9 protein-coding genes and 1 pseudogene are annotated in these 14,872 nt (G+C 57.7%); 4 read left to right on the top strand and 6 right to left on the bottom strand.

The features are described 5' to 3' along the window. Positions 1–239: 239 nt before the first annotated feature. From K7W42_RS21930 to K7W42_RS21920, 3 genes are all read right to left on the bottom strand, one after another. Complete coding sequence (locus K7W42_RS21930; protein ID WP_224577450.1) at positions 240–5,081, bottom strand: UvrD-helicase domain-containing protein; 4,842 nt, start codon at positions 5,079–5,081, stop codon at positions 240–242. A gap of 153 nt (positions 5,082–5,234) precedes the next feature. After that, the gene (locus tag K7W42_RS21925) at positions 5,235–6,236 is read right to left on the bottom strand and encodes an excalibur calcium-binding domain-containing protein (protein ID WP_224577448.1); all 1,002 of its coding nucleotides are present in this window, start codon (positions 6,234–6,236) and stop codon (positions 5,235–5,237) included. Between the two features lie 8 nt (positions 6,237–6,244). Continuing rightward, on the bottom strand, positions 6,245–6,523 hold the full coding sequence (locus K7W42_RS21920) for a DUF3006 domain-containing protein (RefSeq protein ID WP_224577446.1): 279 nt from the start codon (positions 6,521–6,523) through the stop codon (positions 6,245–6,247). A gap of 304 nt (positions 6,524–6,827) precedes the next feature. On the opposite strand from K7W42_RS21920, the gene K7W42_RS21915 reads away from it, so the two are divergent. Beyond that, positions 6,828–7,208: an ATP phosphoribosyltransferase regulatory subunit gene (locus tag K7W42_RS21915; RefSeq protein ID WP_224577444.1), complete on the top strand. Its 381-nt coding sequence runs from the start codon at positions 6,828–6,830 to the stop codon at positions 7,206–7,208. 58 nt (positions 7,209–7,266) lie between these two features. Here the strand turns inward: K7W42_RS21915 and K7W42_RS23390 are convergent. The 3 genes and pseudogenes from K7W42_RS23390 to K7W42_RS21900 all read right to left on the bottom strand — a co-directional run. Next, positions 7,267–7,416 (bottom strand): annotated as a pseudogene (locus K7W42_RS23390) (transposase family protein); the annotation flags it as partial. Positions 7,417–7,788: 372 nt separating this feature from the next. After that, the gene (locus K7W42_RS21905; RefSeq protein ID WP_224577441.1) at positions 7,789–8,196 is read right to left on the bottom strand and encodes a hypothetical protein; all 408 of its coding nucleotides are present in this window, start codon (positions 8,194–8,196) and stop codon (positions 7,789–7,791) included. Further along, the gene (locus tag K7W42_RS21900; RefSeq protein WP_224577439.1) at positions 8,193–12,749 is read right to left on the bottom strand and encodes a PKD domain-containing protein; all 4,557 of its coding nucleotides are present in this window, start codon (positions 12,747–12,749) and stop codon (positions 8,193–8,195) included. The genes K7W42_RS21905 and K7W42_RS21900 overlap by 4 nt, the downstream gene beginning before the upstream one ends. Positions 12,750–13,659: 910 nt before the next feature. On the opposite strand from K7W42_RS21900, the gene K7W42_RS21890 reads away from it, so the two are divergent. The 3 genes from K7W42_RS21890 to K7W42_RS23380 form a co-directional block, all read left to right on the top strand. Beyond that, positions 13,660–14,109: a transposase gene (locus K7W42_RS21890; protein ID WP_224577435.1), complete on the top strand. Its 450-nt coding sequence runs from the start codon at positions 13,660–13,662 to the stop codon at positions 14,107–14,109. Continuing rightward, the gene (locus tag K7W42_RS21885) at positions 14,106–14,555 is read left to right on the top strand and encodes a TOBE domain-containing protein (RefSeq protein ID WP_224577433.1); all 450 of its coding nucleotides are present in this window, start codon (positions 14,106–14,108) and stop codon (positions 14,553–14,555) included. Before K7W42_RS21890 ends, K7W42_RS21885 begins: the two co-directional genes overlap by 4 nt. A 164-nt stretch (positions 14,556–14,719) precedes the next feature. Beyond that, the coding region (locus K7W42_RS23380; RefSeq protein WP_224577453.1) for a MerR family transcriptional regulator at positions 14,720–14,872 on the top strand (153 nt) is incomplete at its 3' end.

Here is a 14,872-nt window from a genome sequence, read left to right as displayed (position 1 = left end):
CCCTCACCTGTATCTCGACTGGTTTCATCAGCCTGGGGATGAGCCACCGAAGGCAGAATGGGCCCGGCATTGGACCTTCGACCTCGCCACGCTGGCGTCAGTTGAGCCAGGCCATACCTTTACCCCCTAACCCCTTCTCTCCAGTCCCCAGAGGGCCAGCGTCGTCTTTAGTGTCTCATGCTGCCACAACGTCCATCACGTCCCTCCACACCAACGGTCGAACTTGGTCTCCAGCGGCGCTATAAGCTCACTTCCCGCTGAAGTTCCAAGCAAGGGAGTACCAGAAAGTGGGAAGTGGCATCGCCGGTGTACTGGGCAATTCGGTAGAACTCATCGTCCCGCTCACACAGCATCACCATTCCGCCCCTCGCCTGGCAGGCTGCCCCCCTTTGCAGCAAGTGATGCAGGCGACGCAGCACCCGGTCCTGCTCCGTGGCTGGCCAGAAGGCTCGGGTGCGCGCCACCACCCCCTGAGAACTGCTGAAGGTGTAGTAGCTGCGGCCATCCTTCTGCTGCCGCGCCTGCACGGTCAGGGGGCCCCACTCCTGGGCATAGCGGTCTACCACCTGACGGCCACGGCCGCTCACCACTTCCCTTGCACTGAGGTAGAGCTGCCCCGGCTCCAAGTCCAAGGTGAAGGTGATCTGTGTGGGAAGTGGTCCGTCCCGCGGAACCTCGAACGCCTCGACCCCTCCCTCGGCCAGCCGAGTCATGAAGGCCTTGTCTTTGAAGGTGGGATGACAGGCACGCACATTCCGCAACAGGTACAGCTCATTGCGCGGCCGGGTCAGGGCCACGTACAAGGCGCGCGTGGCGTCCTCATCCATGCGGTCGCCCTCGTCCAAGACGAAAACCACATCAAACTCGCTGCCTTTGGCCGAGTGGTACGAGCTCAGCACCACCCGGCCGCCGGCCAGGGGCCGCGCCCCCTCCAGTTTCAGCGCGATGGTCTCGTAGGTCACGTCCCGCAATCCCTCAACGGCCGCCCACAGGGCCCCGGCGGCGCGGTCGGCCACACTGTACGGTGCGCTGAGTTCACTCAGCGTGGTCTTCGCATCTGCACTCATCGCGGTCAGGTTCTGCCGCAGGCCAGTCAGAAGATGACGCCCGAGCGCGCTGTTCGCTGGGCGCAGCTGATCATCACAGTCGTAGCGCTGGACGGGGAGGCCCATCTCCCGCAGGGCATGTTCCACCTCTTCAAGGAGATCCCAGCGGGGCGCGAGAACCGCAATGTCGTGCAGAGGTGTGCCAGCGGCCGTCAGGTCCACTGTGCGCTGGGCGATGGCCTGCGCCGCAAAGAAACGCTGCGTATACCGCCCGAAGGCCACCACCCCGTCCTCATCCCGAACCCCGCGAACCTGGAGCAACCCCGTTTTCAGCCGGTGCTCGGCGGGCAGCGACAGGTCAATGAAAGCGTTGGCGGCCGCCACAATCCGCCGGGCGCTGCGGTAGTTCTCGACCAGGCCGACCACCTGCTCCGGCGCAATCTGATAGTCCTGCTGAAACTGCTGAATGTACCGGATATCCGCGCCCTGGAAGCCGTACAGGTTCTGATCGTCGTCCCCCACCGCCACCAGGTAACCCGGCTGATCCTCGTCCTCGCCTCCATTCGGCTGATAGCGCGCAAGCTGCGTCACCATGGCGTACTTAAGGGCGTCCACGTCCTGATACTCATCAACCAGCACGTACTGATAGGGCGGATCCTGCTCTTTCAGTAGGAGGATGGCCTGCTGGAGCAGCCAGGCGTGTGCCGCGTCTCCGTACAAGCGCTGACCTTGCTCGTCCACCGCGTCGCGGTCGCTCAGGCCAGTTAATTTGCGGGCCAGCCCATGGAAGGTCAGCACATCCACCCGGACGCCCAGTGGACCCACCAGCGTGGCGAGCCGGTCCCGAACTTCCGCTGCCGCCGTCCTGTTGTAGGCGAGCACAAGGACCCGGTCCGATGGAACACCCTTCAGCGCGATCAGGTTCGCGACGCGGTGCACCACGGTGCGGGTCTTGCCACTGCCCGGACCAGCCAGCACCAAGATCGCGCGGCTGTGCTCGTCTTCAACCACCTGCCGCTGGACTGGGCTCAGGCCCTGCAAAATCCGCTGCGCATACTCCGGCAGTTGCGGCACAGCCGCACTGTCTGGGTCAGCGAAATGCTGGCGGCAGAATTCCTCCAGGGTGAGTGTGAAGTAGTCCCGGATCAGGGCGACCCGGGCCGCCTCTTCCAGCTCCAGCGCCATCAGGCGCATGGCATGCAGTCGCCGCGTGCGGTCCGCGTAATGCTGCTCCAGGGGCCGGAACGCGGCTGGATGATAGGACGGTGTCTTGCCGCCCTGGTATTTGTCCCCCTTCTCCAAGTAGAACACGCGGCCCTGCATCTCATCGCCTCTGGCCACATCAACGATGCCCAGGGTTTCGAGGGCCAGCAGGCTTTCCATGGCGTTCAGGCCCCCCGGCACATCCGGTAGCTGCGCGTCGAGATCGGCGGCATTCACCACCAAGGTGTCACTGCCTGTCTCGCTCAGGGTCTGCTCTAGGACGCCCCAGGTGCCCTGCAAGACCTCAAAGCGGGCCAGCGCGAACGTCGTCCAAGCTGACCGGGGCGGTGCGTCGGCATACGGTTCGAGACTGGCCTGTGCCCCCCCGATGCGGAAGCGGGCCACCCCCAGGGCAGCGAGAGTCTTGAGGGCCAATTCCAGCTGGGCTGTCCGGCGCCGGGCGGTGAGATCCTCGCGAATCGCCTGTACGTGAAGTTGCGAGAGGTCGGCATCCGGATGGGCGTCCAGTTGCTCCAGCAGCGCGCGGAGGCTGGTGCCGGCCCGGTCCAGCCGGGTTCGGGTGCCCTTGCGGGCCCGTAGGGTGAGGTCATAACTCCAGCGCGCGTAACCAGCCTTCACCAACTGCCGCGCCCCTGTGACCACCTTGTTGGGCCGCAGGGCGGCCAGCAACGCGGCTTCCCGGAGATCCAGTGACGTCTCGTCCCCTGGCCGTAGCCCCTGCCTTTTCAGGACCTCCCACAGCCGCCGGCCCTCCTCGCCGAGTTCACCCTGTCCTACTTCCAGGCGCAGGTTCAGCCGGGCCGGCTGAGATTCCCCTTCCTTGACGAGGTCATACGCTTCCAGGGCGTACAGGGCGACCCGCGCCTGGGTGGTCAGGTCATCTGGATCGGTCTGTGGCAGGGCCGCGCCGAATTCGAAGCTGGAGACCCAGCGCCGGACAGGGTCCTCTTTCAGCCGGTCGCGCACAATGCCCCAACACTCGCGCAAATTCTTGCTGTTCCCGACGCGGGACTGCTTCTCGAATTCGAAGGCGAACTGAAAGTCCTGCTCTTCCCAGAACAGCACCGCGTGCCCAGTTTCACCGGGCTTGCGGGCCACGCGGCCAATCTCCTGCAGGTAGGCTTCGGGAGTACTCGGCGGTCCGGCGTGGAGCACCGTGTGAATTCCGGCGCGGTCGATCCCCATCCCAAACGCATTGGTGGCCACTACCACGTCAAGGTCTCCAGCTTTAAACGCTTCCAGGGTCTGGCCCTTGCGCCGGGGCGGCAGGCCGCCGTGGAAGGCCGCTGCCCGGAGGTGTTCGCCGAGGTCCTCGGCGTAGAGCTCAGCCAACTTGCGCGACTGGACGTAGACGATGGCCACGCCCTGCCCGCGCCGTTCCAGCAACCGCTGCCGAATGGCCGCCAGGCGCTGGCTGAAAGGAAGGCGCACGACTTCGGTGCTGATCTCCCCGCGCCACTGAAAATCGACGTCGTCCGGCACCCGGCGCATCGGTCGGTTCAGCACGTCTCCCAGGGCTGCGACCAGTTTCTTCTCCAAGTCGTCGCTGACGCGGGTGGTTGCGGTCGCCGTGACCAGGCCCAAGAGGGGTGCCGGGCCGCCCTCGTGGATCTCGCGGATTGCCCGGGCGATTCTCAGAAAGTCCGGGCGAAAGTCCATTCCCCACTGACTGAAGGTGTGCGCCTCGTCCAGCACCCATAGGGCTGGGCGGCGGTGACGCAGCAGCCGCTGCATCCCAGGGTTGCGGAGCCGCTCCGGACTCACGTACAGCACGTCAATTCGGCCTTCCCAGACCCCATCAAGGACTGCGCGCTGCTCATCTGGGCTTTGATTGCCTGTCAGGTACGCGACGCGCTCGGCCCAACCGGGCAACTGCACCCGTAGGTTCAGCACCTGGTCCTCCATCAGGGCCGTCAGAGGACAGACCACGACGGTCAGCGCCCGGCGCAGGCGACTGAGCAGGAGGCCTGGAAACTGAAATGTCAGGCTCTTGCCACCCCCAGTGGGCAGCAGGCCCAGTGGTACACAGTCGCCGGCCAGTAGAGCCTGCACGATCTCGAACTGCCCAGCCCGAAACCCATACTCTGGGCCGTAGATGGCCTGAAGTTCCGCCGTGAGCGCCTCCCGCGAAGTGTTGATGGGACCCAGTGCCGCTTCCGCTGCCAAGAAACTCGGGAAGGTCAGTTCCACCCAGATAGGTCGCCGGTGACTGGGGTCGTCACGTTGCAGGCACCAATGGAGGAATACCAGCGCGCCTAGATTGCTGATCTGCGCCTCAGGAAGGGCAGACAGATGAACCCTAAGGGCCTCGGCGGCAGGCTCACCCAGGCGGTCGCGCAGCGGCGCCCAGTCCTCCGTGCCTGCTGGAATCACGCGGCGCAGGCCGCCGTCAGGCAGCAGCCGCTGAGCCCAGTGCTTGACCAGCGGCGGGAGCACAGCCGCGTCCGTCCTGGCATCGTCCAAAACTCGAATGGCCTCCAGGCAATCGGCCACGGGATCATTGGCGACTTGCGTGTCGCGGTACAGTTTTTCCAGAGCCTGACTGGGTCGCCCCGGCCAGACCAATGCGGCAAGTTCAAGCGTATCAATGAGCCGGTCTTCTTCCAGCTTCAGCGGTTCACCGACCAGTTCGCCTAAGCGCGGCAGATCAAATCGGCGGATGTTGTGGCCGACGACGAGCGGCACGTTGCGCAGGACATGAACGATATCCGGAAGTTTTTCGCGCTCGAAGAGGACCTGGGTTCCGCCTCCAACCAGCGCGCCACACTGAAAGCCGTGCTGGTCGAACTCCAAGTCGAGAGCGAGGATCATTCCCCTTGTTCTAGCAGGACAGGCCCCGTCTTCCTACAGCGTGTGCCCGGTCCCTCTCAGCACGCCGGTCGTTTATTGACGGCCTCGGTAGTCTCAGGCACAGCCCACAGACAGATCGACACCCAAGAAAGTGAGTTCGGATGCCTGGCGGCTTTATTCGCAGGCCCGGCCATCGCCGTCCCGGTCGAGAGCTGTGGAATACCCCGGCTGGCCGCGGAGGAGGGGCGCTTTCCCTGCTGCCCGCACTGCTGCGCAATTCGCGTAGCGCACTGGAGAGGAGGGCGGTGCAGGCGGCTGAGCAGGGGACGTGACGGCGGCGCCAGTCCCCTTGACCCCCGTGCCTTTCTCGGTCGTCAGGGTGTACTGGCCACCTGGTTGGACGGTCACCGTCACTGTGCCATTCAAGTCCGTGCGGTAGATCGCGGCCCCCGCTTTTTTATAAAGAGTGAGCGCCTCAGCGGTCGGATGCCCATAGTTGTTCGGGCCCACCCCAATCACCACGTTCGTGGGTCGGACAGCCGCCAGCCAGCGGCTGTTGTCCCCGTTCTTCGCCCCATGATGGATGCTTTTGTACACGTCAATGGGGCCAAAGACACTCGCGGGAGCTTGCCTCAGCCACCCTGTCGTTTCTGCGGTCTCGCTGTCGCCCGTCATCAGGGCCCGAAACGAGCCGTACTCCACCAGCAGGCCGATACTGTTGAGGTTCTGCTCAGTCTTCGGCATGCCAGGTGGAGGGGGCAAGACGGTGACTTTGACACTGCCCAAATTGATCACCTGGGCTTTGGCGAGAAGGCCCTGGGTGCCGGCTGCCTGCACAGCGCCCACCAGTTGCTGCCAGATCTGAGTGGTTGGGGCGAGGCCGTTGTTCAGGAAATACTTGGGCTTGAACCGCTGGACCGCCGTGACCAGACCCGTGATGTGGTCGGCGTCGCCGTGGCTGGCCGCAACGAGGTCGAGGCTCTTGACGCTGTACTGGGTGAGCAGCGTGGCCATGCGGGCAGCGCTGCGGCCGCCGTCATACAGCAGGCTCTTGCCTTCAGGACTGGTGATGAGGACCGCATCTCCTTGACCGACATCTAAGAAGCGCAGGGTCAAGGCGCCGGGCGGTGTCGCCTGAGCACTTGCCGTCCCCAGTCCCAAGAGCAGAGAGGTCAAAAGCCCTTTCACAGCGTGACCTCGCCGTCGGAGCTGGTCTGATTCAGGGCGTTCAGCTTAGTCTGGGCTTCCTGTCGGCGCCAGCGCGTTTCGGCGTGGTCCCGCTGTAAGACCGAATGGCCACCTCGTACCTCAAGCCGCAGAACGTCGCCTTCCCGAACACCTTGAGGCAACCGGTGCACGGGCCAGTCCTCCACCGTGCCGTCCGGCTGTTCAACCCGCGCCATGTCACCCTCCAGGCCGTCAATGACGACGTACATTGATTGAGCATCAGACGGGTGGGACATGACGTCACCGTACCACCTCTACTAAACAGCGCGTAGAGCCATCAGTGAGCCCTCCGCTCGTGGACTTTGAAAGCGCTCCAGGTGTACCGCAATACGTGAACTCGCCTTTGCACCCTCACAGATCAGCAGGTGGCGTATGTCATCTGGCTAGTGGTCGAGCGCTGACCAGCCTCTATCCTGAGCGCTATGGAACGTGTGCATCGACATCCTGGGAGCACCTACAGCCGCGCGCTGCGTCTGAGCGCCGACGTCTTGCATCCCCGCCTGCACCGTTCGCCCCGGGCAGGATCTACGAGGCCCACCTATGATCAAACCCCGAGCCCTCAGCGGCTTTCCCGAGTATCTTCCAGCCCAGCAGCTCGTCTTTAACCGCGTCCTCTCGGTGATCCGTGACACCTACGAGGCGTACGGGTTCACACCCATCGAGACCGCGAGCGTAGAGCACCAAGACGTCCTGATGGCGAAAGGCGGTGAGGACGCCGAGCTGTATGCTCTCACCCGCCTCAATACCGGGCCAGAGGACCGCGACACCGAGCTGGCCCTGCACTTTGACCTGTCCATACCTCTGGCCCGCTACGTGGCGCAGCATGAGAGCCAGCTGGTCTTTCCAGCGGTCGCAGATTCAGAAAGTCTGGCGGGGCGACCGGCCGCAGGCCGGTCGGTACCGGGAGTTCTATCAGGCTGATCTCGATACCTTGTGCTGAAAAGGTCTGGGCGGGGCATGTGGAGTTGAGACAGCGGAACCGCGTCACTTGAATGGAAAGTCGTGTGTCCTGAGGGCCATATGGAAAGTCGCGGGGATGGCGCCAATAATGCCCGTGAAGACGGCTGCTCGTCTGTCCGCAGTGCGGACAGTCCGCCTGATGAGCTCTGGTCTGAGCGGAGATGACCAACCCCGCAGACGTCAGGGAGACGGTGCTGAAGTGAAGGCCTGAGATGCGGTAAGCCGTGCGAAGGGCCGATATCCCACAGTGTGTGCCTCACCCTAGCCTGACCACACAAAGTGCGGAAGAACCTTTCGTAGCAGCTTTCCTAAAATACCCCCGTCATGACAGCCAAGGGCGGCTAAGAGCCGCCCCAGATTAACACTGTTCATGTAATGAATAACTACGATGTACGCCTACACTGAAATAGATTTTTGATTGAGTGGATGCACATGCCGAGAATTCATAATAGTGACCGCATAAACATAATGCATTATCTAATTCTGAGTTTTATCAACAGAGTAATGATTCGTATGATAGAGGATTGTTGAGTTGGACAATCTACATGTTGAGTAATATTTTAAGGTCATCTATAAAATTTCTAGTATCGAATAACCTTACGGTCTTCTTGGTCCCATCGAACGGAGCTGTAATTTTAATTACACTCTTATCTTGTGACATGTCGATAGTCGATCTACCAACTCTGGTGTCAAGGTTTTCATCATATATAAGATCAAAAAGATCAACCAATCTAAAGAATTCTCCATTTGAAGTGGCAATAGAACCTAGAGCACTTGCCTCTAAATTTCTAACCCCCCTCCTCAGGCCCGACCATTTACATTCTCCGAGAATAACCTCCTCTTGGTGCAAAATTAGAACTAACCGCACTACATCTTCAAAATTAAGAAATTTTAACTGTGCATCACGAGAAATTTGTATAAGAGTAATGCGATCATCCTGGTGGGTCATGGTTTTACCCAAGGTTCTGCCCACTGCCATGGGGGCGCAACATTTTTTCCATTAAGATACCATTTGACTTTAGTTCCCATGGTCGACCAATTATCTCGAATATACAACAGCTCTGCTCTAGTTACTACTGGTATTGTTGACGCAGTACCGTTGATAACCTCTTTTAGATCTCGTATACCAGTTAAAGAGAAATTGACGAGAAGGCCTTGGGAAGTATGAAAATCCAAAAGAGCTTTTGAGGCTTCAATAATTTCTTCATTTAAAAACGTTTCCTCAGAGTCGTCAATGAAATCTGTCATAACAGCACCGTCATATTCTTCGGCTAGGTCGTATACGTCACCCTTTCTAGAATATGTACCATACCAGAGGTCCTTCTTGTTAAACTTGGCCTTGCTCAAGACCATATTTTTTAGACAAAGTTTAGAGTTATTGGATTGTTGCGTAATCTGCTGCGGTCTTATCAAACAATTGAAGAAACTCTCCTCAAAATTTCTTAAAGTTGGTATATTACTGCGTCCATTGACTTTATATAAATTTACGAGTTGACCAAAACTTGATAGGCATTTGCTGCCACATTTCCCTATGCGTTGAGAAATCTTAGGGGCAAACATACCATACTTAGCTACTTTAATCTTTTGATTAATTCCCTTGATCTTCGGCCAAAGATTCCCAGATTTGAATGTATTATAGGTGGAAGTAAAATGCAGCAGACCCTGAGTAGGAGTGCCTTTTCCTTCTACGGCGAGCTCTAGCGCGTTACCGACTACTCTAACATCTCCCTTATTTAAAGCAACATCCATCATAAATGAATAGTTATTTTTAATAGAATTGAAATTTTCTTGAATAGGGCGAGTTCTCCAACGATCTACGCTCTCCTTGACGACAGCGCGGGCTGTTGTACCGCCATACTTGTAAAGCGCTTTAATTGGGGCTGTAAAGTCAAGTGTGCCTAGAGTGGTCGCGTCCATTACGAGGCCAATTGTCCCAAGAGTGACGATAACATAATCGACATTCTTCCGATTCGCGGCATAGTATGCCTGCATGAGAAGATCGGAGCCATCTCCAACAATGGGGGCCAATCCAACGACGATGTTGGTGACACTTCCATCGTAATTTTTCAGAAATTTGTCGATAGCCTGTCGTGCATTCGCCGATCCACCCAGATAAATCCGATTAAGAGTTTCTCCCGCAAGGTTTTGAGGCAGTAAAACGGTATTATTTAACGTATTGATAGATGCAGTCTTATGAGACATTGCCAGTGTGGTGCTGTTTAAATCTTTAGGAGACTGGCTACCGAAGCTGATTTCACTTATATTTCCATCAAGACCATATCTCGTAAATCTAGATGGATCGATTGAGCCATTACCCAGGCTTTCTATATTAATAATTGTTTCGACTTCAGCTATACCTCTATTAAATACGATGCCCTCCATCAGTAGGTTCTCATTATTAGGCGCGAGATAGGGGCTTCCGTAGACTCCAGTATCCAGATTGCCGTTCGCATCTACTGCATAGAGGGGAATTTTAATCTCTATGTTTCCATCCGACGTAATATCCCTCTCGCTAACATTAAATTGAGCAATAAGCTGTCCTTCTTTATCAACAAATAATTGACGTTTTTCTGAAGGAGCTTGCTCGTCTGGAAGAATATTCAATGTTAACTTAGGAACACTGATATCCTCATATTTAGGTAGGAGGAATTTGTAGTTAATTTGTGACCTGCCGCCTGATGCATATCCGTATGGATCGGGTTCAGAATATTCATTGCATCCTTTTTCAAACAAGTTACTGAATTTATATATATTAATTCCTGACTTAAAAGCATTTTTCAATCCAGCTTCAATTCTACCTGGATTATTATATATTGGATCGGTAGTCGCTGCTTTAAGAAATAGAACATTTCGATTCTTGTGCGTATAGCCGCTGCACTTGGTCACATCAAAATGTTGATCTGCAGGCTCCTGAGGATCAAAAGGCCCGCCCGTTCTTAAATCATAACCAGGACTTGAGAGTGAGATTTTGACTCCATTTACCAATATGTGTGCACTTGGGGAATAATATAATCCACTGTAGATTGTGTATTCGTAGAAGTCGTCTGTTGGATTACGTACGACATCTGTATATTTATTTGGCACATCCACCCTGAGGAGTGGGTGATACTCATCTTTTTGAGTCAATGAGCTTGTGAAAATCTCTACACAGCTTGGCACATCCTCCTTAAGGCAGTAATAATGCGGAGCGGCAGCTTGGAAAGCTTCCGTGAAAACTCGCCCTAAAGAATCTCTTATATTAAATGTCAAGATAGGAATATCAGATTGCCTTACTGCGTCATATACACGCCGAGCAGGTATAGTTTCTCCTTGAAACTTCGTACCGTCTGGCAATTCCCAGTAGTACTCAGCGACGGTAACACTGTTAGAACTGGAGGCGAGTTCTTGATCTTTCTCCCAAGTTGAGGTGGCAGTACCGGAAAAATATGAGAGGTCTTCATCCGTGTAATGAAAACAGTAACTATCTGGCTTAATATCATTCTGAGCTCTAAAATTGATTGACGCTTTAGTTACCTCTCCGCCGCCACTGGGCTCACAATATTCTTCTGTGCCATAGAAAGCGACTTCCAAATCATATTCGGGGGCCTGCACATTCACCTTGGCGTCTTCTAGCAGCAAAATAGGAGGGCCATTCTCATCAAAAACACCCGCCCTTCTATCATAAATCGTTAAAGAGATGTCATGGAAGCCCAAGCTTTTAAACTCATATGACGCGTTAGGAGAAATGATTTTCCGACCCTCGGGCAGGGTCCATTCATATTCAAGTCCTGGCAACGGATACTGAACATCAAGCCTTGTCGCTTCACCTAAAGCAATGGCCCGAGCGCTAAGCATGTCGTGCACTTCAGGCAAAACTGCGATTCTGATTTCTGACATGACGGGTACAGGACTGTGTGGATTCGTTACCTTGAGCCTAGTCGTGTAGTAACCAGGCGTTGTATATGTATGAGAGACGTCTCCTGTCGCCTCAGCGTCACCTATTTCAGTCGTTCCATCGCCGAAGTCCCATGTGTAGGTTAGGTTCTCGCCCGTTGAACCAGCTCCGCTAAACAGTACTTCGCCCCCAGCAAGTACGGTCGGTGGTGTAATAGAAGAATCTATGATAGCCCGGACAGGTTCCGGCTCGTCGGTCTCCCCTGGTTCTTGAGGCTCTTGCGGGCCTCCTGTCACCACTTCACCTAGTTGGATGTCGTCAAATTGGCAAGCCGCTTCCGTCGGCATGAACCCCAACTGCATCTTGTTCAGATTGACGTACAGATCAGCAGTCTGTGCAGGTGTCTTAAATCGGAACACCTGATCCGTCCAGATTCCAGCGGCCGTCGAGGGAAACGACGCATAGGCATCAAACCAAGGCGTCGCGGCCGCGCTCGTCCCCTGGAAAAAGCAGAGCGCGCTGAGAGCGTCGTCTGTGGCCGTTACGCGCCCTGCGACCTTCAGCACGTACTCTGTCTCTGGCTTCAGGGCACTCGCCGGAATCACTTGGTTAAAGCCCTGGCTCCAGCCATCCTCTGACAGCGCCTGGATTGACCCCGCCTGTCCTGTGCCGCTGCGACCTGGGACGGCCACCGGCAGCACGCCGTTGTCACTGGAACGCCAGGCACTTAAGGTGCCCTCGAAGTCGCCCTCTTGAACCAGATTTACCTGCGGTGACGGCACATTGGGAGCCGCGGCGGTGCCCACTACGCTCACGTCATCCAGCCAGCACTCTCCCCCAGCCGTTTCACTCGACAGGCTGAAGTTCTTGGTGGTAAAGGGATGCTGCACGGTCACGGTCTGCTTAGTCCACGTGCTGGACGTGAAGGTCAACGTCTCGTTGACCGCCGCGGTGGTGGTACCCAATTGCACCTTCACGGTGCAGGCCGAGGCTGTCGTGGCTTTGCCCCACACCGTGACGGCGTAGGTTGCCCCTTGCTCCAGAGGATCATAGAGATACGTTGAGGCAGCGGCCGTCCCTGTCAAGCGGAGCGCTGACCCGGCGCCGTCACGACCCGGCCCCTGAATCTTGTATGTGCCCGACCAGTTAGGAGCGTAGGTACTTGACCCCATAGGATCAGAGAAATCACCGTTCTCTAGAAGGTTCTGCCCGAGGGTGACACTGCTGGCTTGAAGGGTCCCTGTCTGTGCTGTGAGAGGGCGCGTGAACAAGGCGCTGGGAGGGACAACGGCCCTCGTCTTAGTGGGGGTTGACCACTCCAGAGTGAGGCGGGGCTGAAGATCATCCTGTGTGGTCTCCACGCGGAGGTCATACATGGTGCCAGCCGACAGGGTGAGCGTGCCGCTGGACTGACCGGCGGAGATCAGGGGGGCGTTATTGAGGTAGACCTGCGTGCGCCCGTCACCCTTGACGTAAAACGTGTAGGGCTCACTGGTCGGGGCATGCAGTTGACCGGACCACGTGGCAGTAAAGCCGCCAGCACGCGACCAGGGGAGCGTCGCGTTGCCCGTGGCGTGGATACCAGGTTCGCGGCGAGTGAAGCGGAATTGTGGATCGGCCCGCAACACATAGGTGGCATTGAGGCCCCCGGCGACCGCCTGACGGGGGGCGACGGGGAGGACGGGGGCGGGTGAAGCAGCGATTGGAGAGGGTGGGGCACCCCAGTTGCAACTGACTGTGAGCAGGACCGTTAGGGTCGCCAGTGGAAGTTGAAGGGCACGTAAAGATCGCAAAGACAAAATCAAACTCCTTGAAGGAAGGGACGAGCCAGCTCAGAGGCGGCGAGGAGGGCCAAAAGAGATGCAAAGGCAAGAGACACGAAGTGGTCCACCAGTACAGACCACTCACCAGAATCCCATACTTGGAGAGGCCTGTCAGAAGAAATGGGGCGGCGATCCTGGACGACCTGGCGCAGCTTTTGTGCACGTCAGCACATATGAGCATGGGGTTCTGTGCACTTGGTAGGCCTTGATAACAGGCGCCAGCACCTCTGGGGGTGTTTTAAGGAAGCTGCTACGAAAGGTTCTGTGTGGTCAGGCTAGGGTGAGGCGCACACTGTGGGATGTCGGCCCTTCGCACGGCTTGCCGCATCTCGGGCCTTCACTTCAGCACCGTCTCCCTGACGTCTGCGGGGTTGATCATCTCCGCTCAGACCAGAGCTCATCAGGCGGTCTGTCCGCAGTGCGGACAGACGAGCAGCCGTCTTCACGGGCATTATTGGCGCCATCCCCGCGACTTTCCCTGTGGCCCTCAGGACACACGACTTTCCATCCAAGTGACGTGGTTCCGCTGTCTCAACCCCACATGCCCCGCCCAGACCTTTTCAGCACAAGGTGCAGACATTCCGCGTTTTGCGCGTAGGACTGCTCGACTCCAGACCTTCCTGGCCCATCTGGGTTTCGGCATGGGGACGGAGCGAGCGGACACGTTTTGTCACAAAGCTCACATTCTGGCAGCCCAGACGCCATTCCTCGCGTGATGAGGACCTACCCCACTCCTGCTACCCCACGGGTGCTTGGGGTTGATGACTGGGCCATCCAGAAGGGGCAAAGCTGTAGGACCGTACTCGTCGACCTGGAGCGACATCAGGTGATTGATGTCCTGAAAGATCGCAGCACTGCGGTGCTGCGGGACTGGCACCGGGCACATCCAGGCATCGAAATCGTCACCAGAGATCGCGCCAGCGAATACAGCCGCGCAGTCACCGAGGCCGCTCCGCAGGCCCTTCAAGTGGCGGATCGTTGGCACCTGCTGTGCAATTTGAGTGGCATGGTCCGCGAATGGATTCTTCGGGAACGTACCCACTGGAAAGAAGTGATCCGTGCTGTGAAACCCGACGTGACACCAGAAACCACGACCAAAGGGAAGCAGCACACTGGTGAAGGTCGACGACAGTCCGGGCCGGCGGCACGACGGCAGTGCTGGTGACCCATGACCAGGAAGAAGCCCTGGCTTTTAGCGACCGGGTCGCCGTCATGCGTGGGGGCCAGATAGAGCAGATCGGCACGCCCGAAGCGGTGTACAGCCAGCCGCATACGGAGTTCGTGGCTACTTTTCTGGGCCGCAGCAATCTGCTCTCTGGTATCGCGTCAAGCGGCAGCCCCCAGACGCAACTCGGCCGCCTACTGCTGAACGCTCAGGTGGAGGGTCCTGTGACAGTCAGTGTCCGGCCGGAACACTTCGCGTTCACGGAGGACCCGCAGGCGTGCCCGGTCACCATCCTGTCCCGCGAATTCAAGGGCCATGACGTAACCTATGTCGTGCAACTCGCTCAGGGGCAGAAACTACTGGTCCACCATGCGGGGGACGAGGTGTGGCACGAAGGCCATCAGACCTTCGTGCGCGTGACGCAACCAGTCTCTACCGTACCGTGACGTGCAGGTGCTGCCCACGGCGGCGGATGAGCCGGCCGCCGGAACGGCAGAGGACAGGCTGTGGCCTCTTCAGTGGCCAGCCAGGTCGTCCCTGATATCTCGACCTGATGAGCGCCGAACAACTCTTTTGAGACCCTGTGAGGACGAATGATTGTGGGGAATGCATGTCACTGAAGACCGCCGAACTCTCAGCCAGAACCCAGGTCAGTGTGGCCACCCTCTATACCTGGGCCGCCCTGGGCCTACTTCACCTTGAGGGCCGCGAGGCGACAGGACGGATTTATCCGGACCAGGCGGTTGAGCGGGTGGAGTTCGTC

The sequence above is a fragment of the Deinococcus betulae genome (assembly GCF_020166395.1).
Taxonomy (GTDB): domain Bacteria; phylum Deinococcota; class Deinococci; order Deinococcales; family Deinococcaceae; genus Deinococcus; species Deinococcus betulae.
This window is presented reverse-complemented; position numbering and strand designations above follow the sequence as displayed.